Genomic DNA, 18847 nt, shown 5'->3' with positions numbered 1-18847 from the left:
AATACGGCCTACATGGCGGCGAGGACGGCGACTACGGCCTGCGCATGCGCTGCGCGGGGCTGCCGCCGTTGTCAGCGCCCGCTTTCGGGCGCACCTTCTGCATTTTAGCCTCAATCAGGAAGAGCGCGCCCTCATGGACGCCCTGCTGCCCTGACACGGCCAGCGGGCATAACACATTTTGCAGACAGTATGGGAAAAAGCATGAACATCAGCCAAATCCGTCTGGGCTTGGGCCGCGTAAAATCCAGCTGTGCGCGCCGCGACCTGGAACGCGCTCTGGACCTGGCCATTGCCGCGCTGGATGCGCTGGGCGGGCAAACGCCGCCGACGGATCTGCGCGGCGACATCCGCAACGCCGTCGCCAGCCTGGCCGCGGACCCGGACATCAGGGCCCACGCCCCTGCCCCTCTGGCCTATCAGCCCGGCATGGAACAGGACTTGGCCCGCAGTCTGCGCCAGGTGCGGGACGGCCTGAAAAACGCCCAGGAACAGGAAGATTATGCGGCAACCCTGCAGCGCAAGCAACAGCTGGACCGCTGGTTCAAGGACGGCAAGGCCTTTCTGGCCCAAGGCAAGCCCTCAGAGGCCGACGCCTGTTTTGCCGAAGCCCTGCGCCATTACCGGGATGAAACGGCCCTGTTCGGCATGATGGCCAAAGCCATGATGGAGGCCGGCGAATATGTGCGCGCCCTGGGGCACATCCGCGCCGGACTGAAGGCAAACCCGGGCAACGCCGCTCTGGCCGATCTGGCCGAAGCGTGCGCCAGCTTGCGTCAGCAGGGGAAATAGCCGCGTACAGGCGGTACAATCGCCCTTGCGCGGCTTTGCCCTAAAGCAGATTACCTTTGGGAATACGTATTCTCAAAGTTTACGGCACACTCGTTCCAGCGCTTAACCGCGCAAATAACTTGTGTTTGCGCCTCCACGGCGGGCGCCTGCTTACGCAACCGCCAGGGCATTTCAACGTTGAAGTGCCCCAGGGGGTTGCCTGCCACTGTTTTCTACGCGCCACATTGCGCAGTGTGGCAAGGGGCCTCTATGGCATATTTTTCCAATATCAATGCGGAACTTCTGGAAAAAATCCCTGTCACCAGCGGGAGTGTTCTGGAGATCGGCTGTGCTGAAGGTCAATTCGGGGCGGCTTTCCTGGCGCGGCATCCGGAAGCCGTGTATGTGGGGGTGGAACTACTGCCGGAGGTGGCGGCAAAGGCTGCCCAACGCCTGCCCACGGTGCTCTCGGGCAGCATTGAAGACGACGACGTTTTGGCGGCGGTGACCGCAGCGGCTCCGCCAGACGGCTTTGCCGTGCTGGTTCTGGGGAATGTGCTTGAACATCTGCGCGACCCCTGGCGTGCCCTGACCCGCCTGCGCGCTCTGCTGCGGCCGGATGGCCTGTGCGCAGCCTGCATCCCCAATGTGGCGCACTGGTCCGTGGTCCTGCCGCTGTTGCAGGGCAAATGGGAATATGCGGAAAACGGCCTGCTGGACCGCACGCACCTGCGTTTTTTTACCCTGGAATCTATGCGCGAACTGTTCAGAAAGGCAGGCTTTGCAGCCCTGGAGGCCAGTCCTCGCGTGCTCTGGCCAGAAAAGACCGCACCGCCCCTGCAGGCCCTGACCAAGGCCGCCGCAAGCCTGGGCATTGACGCCGCCACAGTGCAGCGCAATGCGGCCCCCTACCAATGGCTGCTGCGGGCCTTTGCCGGGCAGCTCCCCACGCCTTTGAGCGTGGCCGCCCTGGGGTTGCGCGAACAAGGCGGCGTAACCCGCGCGCGGGTGGACGCGCCCCTCACCGCCCTGGCTACCCGGCCCGGCGTGCGGGTGGCCTATGGTCACGCCAGCCTGGAACTGCCCACGGATATGCCGCCCGGCGTTTATATCTTTCACCGCTACTTTCTGCATGAGGCGGGAATGCAGCGCAAGCTGGAAGACCTTGTGGCCGCCGGCTGGGCAGTCGTTTCGGAAATTGACGACGACCCGCACCACTGGCCCCAGTATGTGGACTCGGATTTTTACGCCTTTCGGGCGGTGCACGCGGTCACCTGCAGCACCCCCCTGCTGGCGGACATGCTGCGTCCTTTCAATCCCAACGTTTTTGTGCTGCCCAATGCCGTGTCGCGGCTGGAGCCTTTTGCCCGGGCCACCCCCAAGGACGGCACACGCTGCAAAATCTTTTTCGGGGCCTTTAACCGTCAGGAAGACTGGGCCGCCATGGCCCCCACGCTCTACCCCGCCTTGCACGATCTGGGCGACGCCGTGGAGCTGGTTGTGGTCAATGACCGGGATATTTTTGACGCCGTACCCGCCGGCATTGCCAGGACCTTCCACCCTCGCCTGCGGCACGGGGACTACATGCGGGTGCTGGCGGGCTGTGATTTGGCCTTGCTGCCCCTCAACGATACCCCCTTCAATAACTTCAAGTCTGACTTGAAGTTTGTGGAATGCTGCGCCGCAGGGGTCGTGCCCGTCTGCTCCCCTGTGGTCTATGATTCTCGCCCGGAACACCGGGAAATCGGCGTTTTTGTCCCGCCTGGGGGCAACTGGGGCAAGGCCGTGCACAACCTCTGCCGCGATCCGGACGAACTGCTTGCCCGCCGGCAACGCGGCCTGACCTATGTGGCCCACCAGCGCATGTTCCACCACCAGACCGCTGCGCGCGAGGCTCTCTACCGCCACCTGGCGCAGACCCGTCCCCAGCTGGAGGCCCAACGCCGCGCCCGGCTGGCGGCATGGAAAGAGGCCTGAGGAAAAAAAGACGCCGTAGGATCGAACAAGAAGGGACTTATTTTTTTACAGTATGACGGGGAGCATGTTTGGGCCACGCGGACGCGGCATAAGGCCGCAATCAGGCCCGCCGCGCCGCCGCCCTGCCCGCCAGCACTCCGCTGGCCCAGGCCCAGTGCAGGTTATAGCCGCCGAGCAGCCCCGTAACGTCCAGCACTTCCCCCACCATATACAGGCCCGGCACGTGTCGGCTTTGCAGGGTCTGCGGGTCCAGGCCCGCAAGCGCCACGCCCCCGGCGCAAACTTCGGCCTGTTTCAGCCCGGCCAGCCCCACAGGCCACAGCGTATGGGCGTGCACCGCCGCGTCCAGGGCCTGCCGTGCGGCGCGCGAAAGTTCAGCAATCTTGCGGCGCGCCAGCTCCGGCGGCAGCAAAACGTCGGCCAAACGCTGGGGCATGTGGCGGCAGAGCAGCCCCCGCGGGGTCTGCGCGCCTGCCCCCGGCGCGTCCAGCAGGGTCGCCAGACGTGCCCTGGGCAGAAAATCCAGCCGGATGTCCTGTCCTTCCTCCCAGAACAACGAAGCCTTGAGCGCCGCCGGACCGCTCAACCCCGTATGCGTGCAGAGCAGATCGTCTTCAAAAACATGTTCCTGCTGTGAGCCGCACATGGGTAGCGTCAGGCGCACAGGCAGGCTCAGACCGGCCAGCCCAGGCAAGGGAGAATCCGGCCCCAGCAAAAAGGGGGTCAGAGCCGGACGGGGCGGCACAATGGCGTGGCCCAGCGCCGCAGCCAGGCTGTAGCCCAAGCCGCAACCGCCCACCTTGGGCGCGGCCGGACTGCCCGCCGCCAGGACCACAGCCCCGGCCCGCAGTTCGCCCTGCGGCGTAGTTACAACAAAACCCTGTGGCGTGACGCGCACGCCGCTCACCGGCGTACGGCAGAGCAGACGGCAGCCCCGCGCTTGACAATCCGCCGTCAGAGCGGCCACAAGACGCTGCGCCGGTGCCTTGAGGAAGAGCCGCCCCTGGGCGCGTTCCTCAAAGGGCAGGCCCCAGGCGCGCACCAGATGCAGCAGCCGTTCCGGCGTAAAGGCCCGCAGAGCCGACACGCAGAAAACGCCCTCCGCATCACCACAACGGTAGTCCTGCGGACGTATGGACAGATTGCTGAAATTGGCCTTACCGCCGCCGCAGACGGCAAGTTTGCGGCCAGGAGCGGCGTTGCGCTCCAGCAGGGTCACGCGCAGGCCTCGCCCGGCGGCCTCCCGCGCGCACATAAGCCCGGCGGCTCCGGCCCCCACCACCAGCAGGTCCGCAGCCTGCGGCGCGTCCGCCTGCGGGTTTGACAGGCCGCGCGGCGCGGCGCTATGGGGAAAAAAAGCAGTCATGCGGCCACGGTATACGAGGCCGCCCCTGCTGCCAAGTCCCCCTGCCGAGGTTTGCATGCCCATTATCGCCTCCAGCTATGTTGCGCCCTTGCACCTGCGCAACGGCCACGTCAACACGGTCTGGCCCGTGCTTTTCCGTCCGCACCCCACCCTGGCGGCGGGGGTGCGGCGCGTTCGCCTGGACACGCCCGACCATGATTTTCTGGATCTGGACCTGCACCCTTCTCTGGGGCCGGACGGTCGGGAATGCCCCTTTGGGCAGGGGCGCGGCGTGGCAATCCTCTCGCACGGGCTGGAGGGCAACAGCCGCCGCAAGTATGTGCTGGGCATGACCAACATGCTGCGGGCCGAAGGCTTTGACTGCCTGGCCTGGAACATGCGCTCCTGCTCCGGCGTGTCCAACCGTACCAGCCGCCTGTACCATATGGGGGAAATTGAAGACCTGGGCACGGTGGTCCGCTATGCCGAAGGCTTTGACCGCCCCTTGCTGCTGGCGGGCTTCAGCATGGGGGGCAACCAGATTTGCCGCTACCTGGGTCGCGGCCCGGTTTCGCCCCTGCTGCGGCTGGCGGTGGCCGTGTCCGTCCCCTGCGATCTGCCCGCTGCGGCCCCGGTCATGGACGGCCCGGCCTGCCGCCTGTATATGTGGTATTTTTTGCGGACCCTGCGCCAAAAGGTGCGGGAAAAAGCAACCCGTTTTCCGGGCTATCCTTCCGTGGAGGGCCTGGAGCGCATCCGGACCTTTGCGGCCTTTGACCAGCGCTTTACGGCCCCCACTTTCGGCTTTGCCTCGGCTCGGGACTACTGGGAGAAAAACGCCGTTTTGCCCGATCTGCCGCGCATCGCCGTGCCCACCTTGCTCCTGCTGGCAGCGGACGACCCCTTTTGCGCGCCCTCCTGCTACCCGTGGGAGACCGCCCGGCACAATCCCAACCTCTATCTGGAGGTGGCCCCCCACGGGGGGCATGTGGGCTTTGTGCAGGCGGGCCCCCTCTACTACAGCGAGGCACGGGCGCAGGACTTTGTGCGCCGACTGTGGCCGGTGCGGGACTAACGCTCAGTCATCCGCCCGCAGGGCGGCAATGAGCTTTTCCAGATCCTGCGCCTGCCGGGCCAGCTCGGTGATCGCCGTGGCGCACTGGGCCATAGCCTGGTCCGTTTCTGTGGCGATGCCGCTGATGGCGCTGATGGCTCGATTGATTTCCTCTGAAGAGGCGGACTGCTGCTCCGCTGCGGCAGCTATGGAGTGGACCTGATCCCCGGCCATGCCCACCAGGCTCAGGATTTCTTCCATGGCCTCGCCGGAATGTCTGGCCATGCCCGTGGCCTCCGTCACGCGGGCCACGGCGTTTTCCATCTGGCTTACGGCGTCGGTGGTGCCGCTTTGGATGCCGCCGATGGCCTGGCGCACCTCGGTGGTGGCATGGGCTGTTTTTTCCGCCAGTTTGCGCACTTCATCGGCCACCACGGCAAAGCCGCGTCCGGCCTCGCCGGCCCGCGCCGCCTCAATGGCCGCATTAAGCGCCAGCAGGTTGGTCTGGTCTGCAATATCCGAAATCACGCCCATGATGGTCCCGATATCCCGGGCCTGTTCGCCCAGATGCTGCATAATCTCCGTCAGTCGGCCGGACTCGTCCCGGATGCCCAACACGGCTTCGGCCACGGAGGAAACCAGCGCCGCGCCGTCCTGCGCCTTTTGCTTTACCGCATCGGCGCTTTCGGAGGTGGCCCCGGCATTGCGCGCCACCTCCAGAATGGTGGCGTTCATTTCCTCCACAGCGGCGGCCGTGTCCTGCACGCGGTGGCTCTGCTCCCGCGCGCCCGAACTGGATTTGCCGATCTGGGCCGAAAGCTGCTGCGAGGCCTGGGCCATGCGCTCCACCACTTGCCCGGCCTCGACGGCGGCGCGGGCAATGGCGGCGTTTTGGGCTTCAATCCGGCTTTTCTGGGAGTGGATTTCCGTCAAATCGTTCCAAAAGGCGATGGCCCCAAGCATGACGCCGTCCAAATCATAGAAGGGAGTGGTGTGCACAGAAACGCGCAGCTGCCGACCAGAGGGTGTCGTATAGTCGAATTCTCCGGACAATGTCTTGCGCTCTTCCATGGCTTTGTCCGAAAGGGTTCTCGCTGTGGCGTCGTTGCGGAAGAACAATCCCGATCTCTGCCCCAGATACGATTCTTTTGTGCCGTCCTTTTCCAGCAGGGCGCACATGGCGTCATTGACCCAGATCATGGTAAAGTCCGGCCCCACAATGCCGCAGGGCGCGGGGATGCCGTCCAGCACCCCCTGGGAAAAGCCCAGACGCTTTTTAAGTTCGTTCACCATGCTTTGCAGATTGTCCGCGAACACGGCCATCTCTGCCCGAAAGTGCCCTTCCAGCCGCGCTTTGAAGTTGCCCGCGGCAATACTGTCGGTAAAGTCTGTCAACGCGCGCAGGGGCGTAAACACCAGACGACGGTTCAGCGTGGTCAGCATCAAGGTCGTGAACGCCATAGCCCCCAACCCCACCAGCAACAGCACATGACGTTGCGCCGTGGCCGGAGCCGTTAGCTCACTGTCATAGGCGCTCATGCAAACCAGCCACCCCGTGGCGGGCACCGTGGCTACAAACAGAAATTTGTCCTCACCCCGCCATGGGTAGTAAATAATGCCCTTGCCCTTCTCAAGGGCCTGACGCACAAATGTCTCACTGGAAAGATCCTTAAGCAGCAAGGATTTATCCGTACTGTGGGCGATAATGCGCCCGGCTGTGTCCAGCATAAAGCCGTAGCCGCGCTGGCCCAGCTTGATAGGATCCACAGTTTCGACGGTAAAGGAGTTCCAGCGCGGACATACGGCCACGGCTCCCAGCAGGGCGCCGTCAGCGTCGCGCACGGCTCTGGCCGCCACATAGATGAGCGTGTCGCCTGAAGTGGCCTTCATGACGCCGCTGCTGAAGGCCACGGCCTTACCGCTGAAAATGGCCTTGCTGTAGTCCCTGTCCGCACGGTCGCCGCCGACCAGGCTTTTGCCCTCGGCATTCTGCCCGGCAACAATTTTGCCTTTGGCGTCAAAGGCAAAAACAGACCAATAGTCGGGAAAAGCCTTCGCATAGGCGGCCATGAGCGCCTGAGCCCCTTCTGCCGGGCCGCCGCGCAAGGCTTGGCGCACCGCCGCCTGCTCCGACAAAGAGGTAGCCACATCCACCGACTGCCGGATGTAATTTTCCGCCGAGCGGGCCACAATAGTGGCGGTTTGCTCCAGCGCGTCGTTCTGGACGCCGGAAACCATCCGGTAGGAGGATGTGGACACATAGGCCACCAGAACGCCGATAACCACAATAATGGCGAGTGCGCTGACCAGAGCGCTGATGGTATTGATGCGTAGCTGTCGCATAACTGTCTCGTTGTCGGCTGAGGGTAGAGGGCCTGGAGCGGCCAAGGAAAAAACAGGATGGCTGAACCGGATCAGCGCCACGCGCAGGGCGTCGCAGGGGCTCCTTATGCAGCACATCGTTACTAATAAAAATAACTTTAGAGCGCAATATGCAAAAAAGGCCGATTCGGCCTTGGCAGCAGAGTAACCAATTAACCCTGCTGCATATGTTTTTTATTCAGTTAAAACGTACGGCGCCGCAAACGGCATACTTGCTTTTGCCCGACGCCAGGCAGCAAGAGACAGCCCCGCAGGGCCCTTACATGTTATGTTTAACATGTAAAAATCTTTACATGCGCCGCCCACCCTTCTTAACATGTGAATAAAATAACATAATGCTTTCAAATTGTTGTATATTTTACAAACATGGCACGCCCTTTGCTTTGCTTGTCTGGGCTGAAGTCAGGCATATGCGCACCACCGCAATACCGCGCCCACGCCGTTTATCAGCGTTTTACCCATAGAGCAGTTAGCGAATGAAATGAGCTAACTGCTCTGCAAGGATTTTCTTGAAAATCCTTGCCACGAAATGCGAGAAGGCAGGCTTTTGCCTGCCGTAAGCGAGCATTTCAAGCGTTAAATGCTCTAGTTGAACCCCTCAAGCTCAAAGGAGACACCCCATGTCCACTGTCACTGCTTTTCAACTGGCTGACATTCTCTTTACGGGGGCCGGCGCTCTGGGCAAGACCCCGGACCTGCTCAAGAACGCCGGGCTGCATAAGCCCCTCATCGTGACAGACCAGGGCATCGTCAAGGCCGGACTGCCCAAGCAGTTGGAGGCCGTTTTGTCCACGGCCGGCTTCTCGTACGCCATCTACGACAAAACTGTGGCCAACCCTACTGACAATAATGTGGAAGAAGCGTTTGCCCTGTACAGCAAGGAGTCCTGCGACTGTCTGATTGGTCTCGGCGGCGGCAGCTCCATGGATACGGCCAAGGGCTGCGGCATACTGGCCACCAACGGCGGCTCTATTGACGCCTACCGCGGTCTGGGGTTGCTTAAGGCTCCCCTGCCCTACTTCATTGCCGTACCCACCACGGCCGGCACAGGTTCCGAATCCACCTGCGCCGCGGTCATCACCAACACCAGGAGCGACCATCCATGGAAGATGGCCATCCTGGATGGGCGGCTGCTGCCCAAGGCGGCCATCATCGACCCCCTGCTGATGACTGGCCTGCCGCCGCACATTACCGCCGCCACGGGCATGGACGCCATGACCCACGCCGTGGAAGCCTATATCTCGCTGGGCGCCATGGAATACACCGATTCCCTGGCGCTTGGGGCTATCCGCCTGGTGTTCACCTATCTGCGCAGGGCTGTAGCCAACGGCAATGATCTCGTCGCCCGCGAAAAAATGGCCTATGCCCAAACTATGGCCGGCATTGCCTTCAGCAACGCGGGGCTGGGGCTGGTCCACTCCATGGCCCACCCGCTGAGCGCCTTTTACGGCATCTCCCACGGCGACGCCAATGCCCTTGTCCTGCCCTATGTGCTTGATTTCAACAAAATCTCCTGCCGTGAAAAAATGGCGGATATCGCCGTGGCCGCCGGCATCAAAGACCTGGGCCTCTACCCCGAAGACACTGCCGTAGCAGCTATCAAACGACTCAACGCCGACGTGCGCATCCCCACCACCATTACGGAAGCCGGCGCTCGCATAGGCGTGACCATAGACCGCAAAGACATTGCCCCCATGTCCAGGGACGCCCTCAACGAAGTGACGACGCCCACCAACCCCAGAGGCGCTACGCTGAAGGATATTGAAGCCCTATACAACCAGTGCTGGTAACTCTGCCTTCGCAGCACGGGCCTCTGGAGCCGTAACTGCCCGAAGCGTCTGTAAAGCCGTTCTTTTCTGCCATTGGGAGGAGCGGCTTTACAGCAGAAGTATTATACACTTTTTTAATTGTTACAGTGTCCAGCGCCAGCGTGATTATATGAACACACAAACAAGACCAGAATGAATAACTAATAAAATTTAGCAAAAGGAGGTGAAAGACCCGTAAAGAGTCACACAATACCTTGCACTAAACTTCTGTGCGGGCTATTCTTTGTACACGGTATGCAAATTAGCGTGTACAGATGCGCAGCAAGGTCATCGACCGCGCAGGCCTATAGGACTACTCTTTTCGGGTTAACATACAAAAGGGATAAACAATGCAGATTACAACTGCCTTGGATTCTTCAAATTATCTCAGTGGAATGGTTCTATCAGAATATAAAGAGCAACACATACATAATTATTTATTTCCTTTTACTATGCAAAATGGACTTACAACGCCATTTTTGGAAAAAATATACAAAATACGCGAAATGTTCCATAGCGGTGAAATTTCTTATTCCCCGTTTATACGGCCAAGCATTATGCGGTCGTGGCAGCGTGCTTACGCAGCTGGCGTTGACGTAGATAGTGAGCCCATGAGTATATTGGACAATGCTGTTTTTCAAAAAATACTTTCTGAAAATGATTTTCTTGTCAAAGTCGCATCAAGGATTATGGACGAGCTTCTGGAAAATATTTTTCCTTCAGAATGCTGCATCATCCTCACGGATACCGAGGGCGTTTTTTTGCATACTTTGGGATCCGGGGCCGGATTTGGCAGTGGAACAGCCTGCGCCCTGCGTGGGCTGTGCAGTCGTGAAGACGAAGACGGCACCACCGCTATGAGCCTGTGCCTGCAAGAAAAGACTGCAGTATGCGTGTTTGGGTGTGAGCACTACAATCTCCGCTTTGACTGCTGGTCCTGCGCGGCAGCCCCTATTTTCGGCAAGAACGGCACGCTGGTGGGTGGGCTGACCCTGGCGGTAGAACGCGACAAGTTCCACCACCACACCCTTGGCCTGGTCATAGCCGCAGCCAAGGCCATCACCGAACAAATGCGTCTGCGTCGCCTGCTGCAGGAACTGCAGGCCATGACGGACCTGCTGGGCGAGGCCGTGCTGGTTTTTGACGCAGGCGGCGCGTTGCGGCTTATCAACCGATATGCCAAGCGCCTGTTTCATGTGCGTAAAGACGTGCTGGGGCAACCCCTGTCGGCCATCGCCACGGTCACAGAGGGAACGGAGCTGCCCGCCTTTGGCGAGAAAGTCAGCGACAGGGAGTGTTCCCTGCAGTTGCGCGACGGCACAACGCTGCACTGTCTGTTTTCCGCTTCGCCCATGCCCGAAGGAGGCCTGTGCGTTACCCTGAGCTCCAGCCAGCGCATGCACAGACTGGCGGGGCGCATCACTGGCGGCAAGGCAATCTACGATTTCGCGGACATCAAGGGCTCTTCCGCGTCTATGGCGCAGTCTTTGCGCCTGGCCAAAGTCGCCAGCGGCAACGCCATGACTACATTGATCCTGGGCGAAAGCGGCGTGGGCAAAGAGCTTTTTGCCCAGGCCATCCACAACGGCGGCCCCAGGCGTAATCAGCCCTTCATTGTGGTCAACTGCGGGGCCATACCCCGCGACCTGGTCCAGAGTGAGCTTTTCGGCTATGAAGCCGGCGCCTTTACCGGCGCCAAGCGCCAAGGCACGCCGGGCAAGTTTGAACTGGCCGACGGCGGCACCATTTTTCTGGACGAAATCGGCGACATGCCGCTTTCCGCCCAGATCAGCCTGCTGCGTGTGCTGCAGGAAGGCGAAGTGACCCGTGTGGGCGGCAAGCAGCCCACACGGGTGGATGTACGGGTGGTGGCCGCCACCCACCGGGATCTCAACGCCGCCGTGAGCAACGGCGCTTTTCGACGCGACCTCTACTACCGCCTGAACGTACTGCGTATCCAGGTGCCGCCCCTACGCAGCAGGCGCGAGGACATTGCTGAGCTGGCCATTTTTTTTCTGGAAAAAATTGCAAAGGCCCTGCACAAACCGCTTTCGGGTTTTACCCCGGCAGCGCTGGAGACACTACGGGCCTATGACTGGCCCGGCAATGTGCGCGAGCTGGAAAATCTGCTGGAGCGCACGGCCGTCGTGGCCGCCGGTCCTCGCATAGACGCTGACGACCTGCCGCAGGAATGTACCGCCTCCGGTGCGGCGCAGGGTTCGCGTTCCGTCTGTTTCGCCCCCGTGGCGACCGACGCCGCGCCGCCTTCCCAGGAAATTCTTTGCAAGGCTCCCGCAGACCTTGTGGAGGCCTTGCGGCAGGCCGGAGGGAACGTGCGTGTAGCCGCCAGAACCCTGGGCGTGTCACGCGTGACTCTCTATGCGCGCATCAGACGCAGTGGACTTGACCTTGCCGCCATGCGTCGGCAGCATCGAGGTCCATAACCCACGGACACAAACCTGGGGCGATTCCGTTGCAAAATGAAGTTGATTCAACGGCGAGCGTATGGCTTCCGCAACTTCAAAAATTACCGCCTGCGGGTGCGTATTGTGCTGCTGAAATGGATGGGGAATTGTTCAGGAACCTGTCGGAAAAACTGCCCGTTGAAGGGGCTTGCCCCCGTCTTTGGTGTAGACCCCCCATGACGGGCGGGGCTCCATAATAAAAAAAGGCTACGACAGTATGCCGTAGCCTTTCAACTTCCTGGAGCCCTTGATCAGGATTGAACTGATGACCTCATCCTTACCAAGGATGCACTCTACCGACTGAGCTACAAGGGCGCGGTGACGAAGAAGGTTTGTATCCTAAGCCCCCCAATTCGTCAAGCGTTACGGGCCTGTTTTCTTCAAAATTTTTCCAGATCCGCAGCCTGTTCCCGGCCTGCCGCCGCTGCCGCCGCAAGTCCGCTGCGCAACGCGCGAAAAAGCGCCCGTGCGGCGTGCGGTGCTGTTCCCGCGGCTTTTTCCCGCCGGGCTTCCAGGGTCAGGGCGTACAGTTTTTCCCGCGTCGTGGCTGGGGCGTCCGCCGTAACGCCCTCCGGCGCTGTATCCAGCCCCACCGGCAGAGCGTCCAGCAAGGCGTCCAGCTCCGCTCCTTCAGCAGTCATCAGGCGGTCGCGCCACTGCTCTGCCCGGTGCAGGGCCGCGCTGTCCGCCGTAGCCCGGGCTTGGCGGGCCTCCAGGGCGACGCGCACGGGTTCCGGGTCCACATCACGCATGAGTCGACCAATAAACTGCAGTTGCCTGCGGCGGCCCTCATGATCGCGGATGCGGGCGTAGAGCTCCAGCGCCTCCACCAGGTCAGCGGGCAGGTTGAGCGTGCGCATGTCCCCCAGCGGCAGCCGGGCAAGCTCTGCCCCCAGATCCTGCAAAGCCAGACTGGCGCGTTTTTTGGACGAACGGCTGGGCCGGGGGGCTTCCTCCTGACCGTCGGCGGTCCACTGATAACGTTGGGCGCGGGGCATGGCGGCCTAACTTTCGGGCCGCAGCAGCGGAAAGAGAATGACCTCACGGATGGAGGCCGAATCCGTAAGCAGCATAACCAGCCTGTCTATGCCCACGCCCTGCCCCGCCGCCGGCGGCATGCCGTATTCCAGAGCGCGCAGATAGTCCTCGTCCATGCTATGGGCCTCGTCGTCGCCGGCCTCGCGCTCGCGCACCTGCTCCTCAAATCGCAGACGCTGGTCCACGGGGTCGTTGAGCTCGGAAAAGGCGTTGGAAAGCTCCCGTCCGGTGATAAACAGCTCAAAGCGGTCCGTGATGCCGGAGTTCTGGTCATTTCTTCTTGAAAGCGGAGAAATTTCAGTCGGATAATGGTAAATGAAATGCGGCTGAATGAGCTTAGGCTCCACATCCAGATCAAAGAGCTTGGCCTGAAGTTTCTGCAGGTTTTCGCTGTCCGCCGCCTTTTCGCCGCGCTGGCGGATATAATCCCGCACCCGGTTGTAGTCGTTGTAAAATTCCGGACTGTGCCCACCCACCTGGCTGAGGGAATCGTAAAAACTCAGCCGCTTCCAGGCGCCGGGGGTAAGGTCGATCATCTCGCCCTGATAGGGCACCACCGTGTCGCCGCAGGCCGTGCGCGCCAGATGGGCAAAGAGCTGCTCGGTGAAGTCCATCAGGTCTTCAAAGGTGGCGTACGCCCAGTAGAATTCACACATGGTGAATTCCGGATTGTGACGCGTGTCAATGCCTTCGTTGCGGAAGTTGCGGTTAAGCTCAAAGACTTTTTCAAAGCCGCCCACCAGCAGACGCTTGAGATAGAGCTCCGGCGCGATGCGTAAAAAGAGGTCCAGATCCAGGGCATTGTGGTGCGTTTTGAAGGGCTTGGCCGTAGCCCCGCCGGCCAGGGGCTGCATCATGGGCGTTTCCACTTCCATGAAGCCGTTGTCTTCCATAAAACGGCGGAATTCGCGCACAATAAGGCTGCGCTTCAAAAAAATCTCGCGTGCCCGCGGCGTGACAATCAGGTCCACATAGCGCTGGCGGTAACGCATTTCCAAATCTTTGAGGCCATGGTATTTTTCCGGCAAAGGTCGCATGGAGCGGGTGATCAACTTGATGTGCCGACAGGCCACGGTAAGCTCGCCCGTCTTGGTGCGGAACAAATGGCCGGACAGGCCCACAATGTCGCCCACGTCCAGCTTTTTAACGATGGCGTAGTCTTCGGCCGCCATATGTTCCCGCGAAGCGTAGCCCTGGATACGGCCGGTCTGATCCATAATATGGAAAAAGGCCACCTTGCCGAACGAGCGCAGCGAAACAATACGCCCGGCCACGGCAAAGACGTCCTCCTGCCGATCCAGCTCCTCCCCTTCCAGGGGGCCGTAGGTTTCCAGCACCCAGTTGATATCGTGCTGTTTTCGGAAATCATTGGGGAAAAGGGGCACGCCCGCATCCAGCAGATCGCAGGCCTTGGTCACACGGTTTTTGACCACTTCGTTGAGGTCGTCACGGGCCGCAAAACTTTCCAGCATGGGCATAAAATAGCCCGCGTGCGGCGACTTGGTGCCCAGCTTCACCGCAGGCTTTTTGTTCTTCTTTTCCCTTTCTTCCACGGAACCAACTCCTACGCTGCCCTGAATTCAAAGAACTGTAACGCTATGCTCTTCAGCCCCCGGCGTCAAGGCTGACGCGCCGCAGAGGTCTTCGTGCCGTACTGGCAAAGGCACAGGGCCTTGTCTTCGACCGCCATTACGTGTAAAAAGATTTTTTTGACTTCAAGGCCGTGCCATGCGCGGCATCCCAAGGAAACTCCATGCAAAAGTACACTGCCTCTTTTCTGGGGCGGGATTGCCCCGGCGTGGTGGCTACGGTCAGCCGCATCCTCGAAGAAACGGGCTGCAATATTGAGGAAGTGACCCAGACCATCCTTTCCGGCGAATTCGCGGCCATTTTCGTAGTGGCCGCGCCTGAAGGCTCTGACGCCGAAGGCCTGCGCCAAAAGCTCAGCGCCGGGCTGGAGGCCGCCGGGGTGGACCTTTCCGTGCTGGTGCGGCCGGCCATCAAGGGGCAGTGGGGCACGGACCTGCACTGTGAGCCCTTTGTGGTTACGGCGGACGGGCCGGACAAACCCGGCCTCATTGCGGCCATGAGCCGTGTGTTCGCCCGCCACGGCGTGAATATTGAAAGCCTCAAGGCCATCTTGGGCGAAGGCGGCGCCAACCACGCCCTGTTCGTTTTTGAAGTAATGGTGCCCGAAAGCGTGGACCTGGGTCGGCTGCGCCGTGAACTGGCCTGCGAAGGGCAAAAACGCGAGCTGCGCGTAAGCGTGCAGCACCGGGATATTTTTGAGGCCGTGCATCGGGTAACCCCATTTTAGCGCAGGAAGAACCATGCTTTCCGAACGTGAGATAACCAGCACCCTGAATATGCTCCGCAATGAGCATCTGGACGTGCGCACTGTCACCCTGGGCGTGAGCCTGTTTGACTGCGTAAGCCACGACCTGGACCTTTTCACCGCCAATGTACGCGCCAAACTGCGCCGCTACGCCTCCCAACTGGTGGCCGTGTGCGACGACGTGGGCGACAAGTACGGCATTCCCGTGGTCAACAAGCGCATCAGCGTAAGCCCCATCGCCGTGGTGGCCGCGCCCTTCGGCCCGGACGGCATGGTGCGGGTCTGCCGCGCCCTGGACGAGGCCGCCCGCGAAGCCGGCGTGGACTTTCTGGGCGGCTTTTCCGCCCTGGTGGAAAAAGGCTTTGCCAACGGCGACCGCGCGCTCATCGAGGCCCTGCCCGAAGCCCTCTCCCAAACCGAACGTATCTGCTCTTCCATCAACGTGGCTTCGTCCCGCAGCGGCATCAACATGGACGCCGTGGCTCTCATGGGCCGACAGATCCGTAACGTGGCTGCCGCCACAGCCGATCGCGGCGGCATAGGCTGCGCCAAACTGGTGGTTTTTGCCAACATCCCGCAGGATGTGCCCTTTATGGCCGGGGCCTACCTGGGCGTGGGCGAACCCGACGTGGTCATCAACGTGGGCGTTTCCGGCCCCGGCGTGGTCAAAAAAGCTCTGGACCGCGCCCGCGAGGCAGGCCACAACGCCAAAGGCCGTCGCCTGACCCTGCTGGACATGGCTGAAGTGATCAAACGCACGGCCTACAAAGTGACCCGCGTGGGCGAAATCATCGGCAGCGAAGTGGCCGACCGCCTGGGCATCCCCTTTGGCGTGGCCGACCTTTCCCTGGCCCCCACCCCGGCGGTGGGCGACTCCGTGGGTGAAATTTTTCAAAGCCTGGGGCTTTCCAGCATCGGCGCGCCCGGCTCCACCGCCGTGCTGGCCATGCTCAACGACGCCGTAAAAAAAGGCGGCGCCTTTGCCTCCTCTTCGGTGGGAGGCCTTTCCGGGGCCTTCATTCCCGTGTCTGAAGACTCCAGCATTGAAGCGGCAGCCACCTCCGGGCGGCTGAGTCTGGAAAAGCTGGAAGCCATGACCAGCGTCTGCTCCGTGGGTCTGGACATGATCGCCATCCCCGGCGACACGCCCGCCRGCACCATCGCCGGCATCATTGCTGACGAAATGGCCATCGGCGTCATCAACCACAAGACCACGGCCGTACGCCTCATTCCCGTGCCCGGCAAAAGCGTGGGAGACGAAGTTTCCTTTGGCGGTCTGCTGGGCAAGGCCGCCATCATCCCCGTCACGCAGGGCGACGCTTCGGAATTTATTGCCCTGGGCGGTCGCATCCCCGCGCCCATCCACAGCCTGAAGAACTGACCCGCACGGCCGGGCTACGACGGTGAACCGTCGGAGCCCGGCCCGCTGTTCGCCTCCTTCCGCAACGGGGGAGTCCCCATGCCCGCAGCACCCATCGCCTTTCAGGTCACTGCCCCATATTTCTGTTACGGCCCAAAGGAACTTGCGCACCTTTCCCGGCGCGACGCGCGTCTGGCCCGGGCCATAGAAGCCATCGGCCCTGTGCGGCGCACAGTGCGGCCGGATTTTTTCGCCGCGCTTATGCACGCCATTGTAGGCCAGCAGATAGCCACCAAGGCGCAGGAAACCGTCTGGACGCGTCTGGAAACGGCCCTCGGCCGGGTGACGCCCGCCACAGTAGCCGCCGCCGGGACAGAACTTTTGCAAAAACAGGGGCTTTCCTATCGCAAGGTGAGCTATATGCAGGCTGCGGCGGCCGCCGCCCTATGTGGGGATCTGGACCCGGAGGCCCTGCGCCGCCTGGACGACGCGGCCCTCTGTGCGGCCCTCTGCCGACTTAATGGCGTGGGCGTCTGGACCGCAGAAATGCTCATGCTGTTTTCCCTGCAGCGGCCGGACATCCTGAGCTGGGGCGACCTGGCCATCCAGCGGGGGCTGCGTATGCTCTACCGCCACAAAGAGATGCCCCGGGAACGCTTTGAACGCTGCCGACGGCGCTACAGCCCTTACGGCTCTGTAGCCAGCCTGTACCTCTGGGCCATTGCGGGCGGCGCTCTGCCGGAACTGACCGACCCGGCTGCCCGCCCGCCCCAATAAACGCCCGCCCCAATGCAAGGCGTCCCTACCGATTCCTTTTGGCAAGGCACGTACAACGCCCTCCCGGCGCGCAAGCGCGCAACCAGACGGTGCGCCCTGCGCCGCACGGCAAACGCCAGCCGCCAGAGCCACAGAGCAGATCACCGCCGCACGCGCGTCAACAGGCTTTGGGCCGGCAGCGCGTAAAGATAGCGCAACCGCAGCAGATAGCACACTGCGCCAAAGCCCAGGGCCACAATGTAGGCAATCCAGAAGCCCACGGCGCCCAGAGCCGGGGTCAGCAGGTCGGTGCGTCCCAGCACATAGCCCAGAGGCAGACCGATCAGCGCATAGGCCATAAAGCAGATGACGGAAATAATGCGCGTGTCGTTGTGTCCGCGCAAAATGCCGATGCCCGTGGCCTGTAGGCCATCCAGCACCTGGTAGGCGGCTCCGAAAAGCAGCAGATGGGCGGCCAGGGCCGCCACGGCGGCGTCTTCCGTATAAATGCCCACAATCTGCCGCCGCAGCAGCACCGTAAGCAGGGCTATGCAGAGGGCAAAGATCACGCTGAGGCTCAAGGCCGTACGGGCCACCAGTTTGGCCCTGTCCACCTGCGCCGCGCCCAGGCAGGCCCCCACGCGGATGGTGGCCGTCATGCTGATGGAAAGCGGTACCATAAAGACCAGGGCCCCAAAATTAAGGGCTATCTGATGCCCGGCCACCATGACCGTGCCCAGCGGGGCCAGCAAAATGGCGCTCAGGGCAAACAGCGCCACTTCAAAAAACAGGGCCAGCGCGCCGGGCAGCCCGATACGCAGCACCCGCAGCACCAGCACACCGTCAAAACGCTCCGGGCCACGCCACAGTGGCCGGAACAGAGGCCGCATGGAGGCGTACTGCCGAGAAAAACGCAGGTGCAGAAACATGCACAGGGCCATGAACCAGAAGCTCACCGCCGAGGCCACGCCGCAGCCCACACCGCCCAGCTCGGGCATGCCCAGCTTACCGTAAATGAACACATAGTTGAAAGGCACGTTGATCACCAGCCCCAGCACCCCGATAATCATAGCCGGACGGGTGCGGGCAAAACCCTCCAGAAAACCGCGCTGGTTCACAAAAAGCAGAAAGCCCGGCAGGCCCCAGAGCATGGCCCGCAGAAATCCGCCGGAAATGGCCGCCAGATGCGGCGCAAGGCCAAAAGACTCCATCTGCCAGGAAACCGTGTAAAAAAAGCTCATGAGCACCAGGCTCAGGCCAAGCGTCAGCCACAACCCCTGCCGCAGCAGGTGCGCCGCCCTGTCCGGTTGTCCGCTGCCCACGGCCTGAGCACTCAGGGGCGAAAGCGACAGCAGACAGCCAATGCCCAGCAGGGCCACAGGTTGCCACACAGACCCGGCCACGGCCACGGCGGCCATGTGTTCGGCGCTGTATTGGCCGGCCAGGGCCGTATCCACAAAAGCCATGCCCGTCTGGGCCATCTGGGCCACAAAAATGGGCAGCCCGATGGCGTAAAGGCGGCGGGCCTCCACCCAGGAAAAAAACTGCATGTAATCCCT

13 protein-coding genes, 1 tRNA gene and 1 pseudogene are annotated in these 18847 nt (G+C 61.7%); 9 read left to right on the top strand and 6 right to left on the bottom strand.

What is annotated here, in order from left to right:
- Positions 1-201: 201 nt before the first annotated feature.
- Positions 202-789: a tetratricopeptide repeat protein gene (locus tag EB812_RS00175; RefSeq protein WP_118229048.1), complete on the top strand. Its 588-nt coding sequence runs from the start codon at positions 202-204 to the stop codon at positions 787-789.
- Between the two features lie 249 nt (positions 790-1038).
- On the top strand, positions 1039-2745 hold the full coding sequence (locus tag EB812_RS00170) for a methyltransferase domain-containing protein (protein ID WP_118229049.1): 1707 nt from the start codon (positions 1039-1041) through the stop codon (positions 2743-2745).
- A 100-nt stretch (positions 2746-2845) separates the two neighbouring features.
- Here the strand turns inward: EB812_RS00170 and EB812_RS00165 are convergent, their stop codons facing one another.
- Positions 2846-4111 (bottom strand): BaiN/RdsA family NAD(P)/FAD-dependent oxidoreductase, encoded by a 1266-nt coding sequence (locus EB812_RS00165; RefSeq protein ID WP_118229050.1) that lies wholly within the window; start codon positions 4109-4111, stop codon positions 2846-2848.
- Between the two features lie 55 nt (positions 4112-4166).
- Here EB812_RS00165 and EB812_RS00160 point away from each other — a divergent pair, with 55 nt between their 5' ends.
- Positions 4167-5165: a YheT family hydrolase gene (locus EB812_RS00160; RefSeq protein WP_130957687.1), complete on the top strand. Its 999-nt coding sequence runs from the start codon at positions 4167-4169 to the stop codon at positions 5163-5165.
- A gap of 3 nt (positions 5166-5168) precedes the next feature.
- On the opposite strand, the gene EB812_RS00155 is transcribed toward EB812_RS00160, so the two are convergent.
- Positions 5169-7487 (bottom strand): methyl-accepting chemotaxis protein, encoded by a 2319-nt coding sequence (locus tag EB812_RS00155; protein ID WP_118229052.1) that lies wholly within the window; start codon positions 7485-7487, stop codon positions 5169-5171.
- A 659-nt stretch (positions 7488-8146) separates the two neighbouring features.
- Between EB812_RS00155 and EB812_RS00150 the strand changes: the two genes are divergently transcribed.
- From EB812_RS00150 to EB812_RS00140, 3 genes and pseudogenes are all read left to right on the top strand, one after another.
- Complete coding sequence (locus EB812_RS00150) at positions 8147-9316, top strand: iron-containing alcohol dehydrogenase (RefSeq protein ID WP_118229053.1); 1170 nt, start codon at positions 8147-8149, stop codon at positions 9314-9316.
- A 368-nt stretch (positions 9317-9684) separates the two neighbouring features.
- Positions 9685-11778: a sigma-54-dependent Fis family transcriptional regulator gene (locus EB812_RS00145; protein ID WP_118229054.1), complete on the top strand. Its 2094-nt coding sequence runs from the start codon at positions 9685-9687 to the stop codon at positions 11776-11778.
- Positions 11779-11802: 24 nt separating this feature from the next.
- A pseudogene (locus EB812_RS00140) lies at positions 11803-11886 on the top strand (transposase); the annotation flags it as partial.
- A 152-nt stretch (positions 11887-12038) separates the two neighbouring features.
- Here EB812_RS00140 and EB812_RS00135 read toward each other — a convergent pair.
- From EB812_RS00135 to lysS, 3 genes are all read right to left on the bottom strand, one after another.
- Positions 12039-12114, bottom strand: a tRNA-Thr gene (locus EB812_RS00135).
- Positions 12115-12179: 65 nt separating this feature from the next.
- The gene (gene yjgA / locus EB812_RS00130) at positions 12180-12797 is read right to left on the bottom strand and encodes a ribosome biogenesis factor YjgA (protein WP_118230628.1); all 618 of its coding nucleotides are present in this window, start codon (positions 12795-12797) and stop codon (positions 12180-12182) included.
- Between the two features lie 6 nt (positions 12798-12803).
- Positions 12804-14309 carry a lysine--tRNA ligase gene (gene lysS, locus EB812_RS00125; protein ID WP_165450856.1) on the bottom strand — a complete coding sequence of 502 codons (1506 nt, stop codon included), beginning with the start codon at positions 14307-14309 and terminating at the stop codon, positions 12804-12806.
- Between the two features lie 281 nt (positions 14310-14590).
- On the opposite strand from lysS, the gene EB812_RS00120 reads away from it, so the two are divergent.
- The 3 genes from EB812_RS00120 (at position 14591) to EB812_RS00110 (ending at position 17309) form a co-directional block, all read left to right on the top strand.
- The gene (locus EB812_RS00120; RefSeq protein WP_118230629.1) at positions 14591-15154 is read left to right on the top strand and encodes a glycine cleavage system transcriptional repressor; all 564 of its coding nucleotides are present in this window, start codon (positions 14591-14593) and stop codon (positions 15152-15154) included.
- Between the two features lie 13 nt (positions 15155-15167).
- Positions 15168-16553 (top strand): PFL family protein, encoded by a 1386-nt coding sequence (locus EB812_RS00115; RefSeq protein ID WP_130957686.1) that lies wholly within the window; start codon positions 15168-15170, stop codon positions 16551-16553.
- A 78-nt stretch (positions 16554-16631) separates the two neighbouring features.
- Positions 16632-17309, top strand: a complete 678-nt coding sequence (locus tag EB812_RS00110; protein WP_118230631.1) for a DNA-3-methyladenine glycosylase family protein — start codon at positions 16632-16634, stop codon at positions 17307-17309.
- Positions 17310-17449: 140 nt separating this feature from the next.
- Here the strand turns inward: EB812_RS00110 and EB812_RS00105 are convergent, their stop codons facing one another.
- Complete coding sequence (locus tag EB812_RS00105; protein ID WP_118230632.1) at positions 17450-18838, bottom strand: MATE family efflux transporter; 1389 nt, start codon at positions 18836-18838, stop codon at positions 17450-17452.
- Positions 18839-18847 lie beyond the last annotated feature (9 nt).

It is taken from the genome of Desulfovibrio legallii (assembly GCF_004309735.1).
In the GTDB taxonomy this organism is placed as follows: domain Bacteria; phylum Desulfobacterota; class Desulfovibrionia; order Desulfovibrionales; family Desulfovibrionaceae; genus Desulfovibrio; species Desulfovibrio legallii.
This window is presented reverse-complemented; position numbering and strand designations above follow the sequence as displayed.

Coding starts and splice junctions, on each gene's coding strand:
- EB812_RS00175 (WP_118229048.1), top strand. CDS start 202: ATGAACATCAGCCAAATCCGTCTGGGCTTGGGCCGCGTAAAATCCAGC.
- EB812_RS00170 (WP_118229049.1), top strand. CDS start 1,039: ATGGCATATTTTTCCAATATCAATGCGGAACTTCTGGAAAAAATCCCT.
- EB812_RS00165 (WP_118229050.1), bottom strand. CDS start 4,111: ATGACTGCTTTTTTTCCCCATAGCGCCGCGCCGCGCGGCCTGTCAAAC.
- EB812_RS00160 (WP_130957687.1), top strand. CDS start 4,167: ATGCCCATTATCGCCTCCAGCTATGTTGCGCCCTTGCACCTGCGCAAC.
- EB812_RS00155 (WP_118229052.1), bottom strand. CDS start 7,487: ATGCGACAGCTACGCATCAATACCATCAGCGCTCTGGTCAGCGCACTC.
- EB812_RS00150 (WP_118229053.1), top strand. CDS start 8,147: ATGTCCACTGTCACTGCTTTTCAACTGGCTGACATTCTCTTTACGGGG.
- EB812_RS00145 (WP_118229054.1), top strand. CDS start 9,685: ATGCAGATTACAACTGCCTTGGATTCTTCAAATTATCTCAGTGGAATG.
- yjgA (WP_118230628.1), bottom strand. CDS start 12,797: ATGCCCCGCGCCCAACGTTATCAGTGGACCGCCGACGGTCAGGAGGAA.
- lysS (WP_165450856.1), bottom strand. CDS start 14,309: ATGCTGGAAAGTTTTGCGGCCCGTGACGACCTCAACGAAGTGGTCAAA.
- EB812_RS00120 (WP_118230629.1), top strand. CDS start 14,591: ATGCAAAAGTACACTGCCTCTTTTCTGGGGCGGGATTGCCCCGGCGTG.
- EB812_RS00110 (WP_118230631.1), top strand. CDS start 16,632: ATGCCCGCAGCACCCATCGCCTTTCAGGTCACTGCCCCATATTTCTGT.
- EB812_RS00105 (WP_118230632.1), bottom strand. CDS start 18,838: ATGCAGTTTTTTTCCTGGGTGGAGGCCCGCCGCCTTTACGCCATCGGG.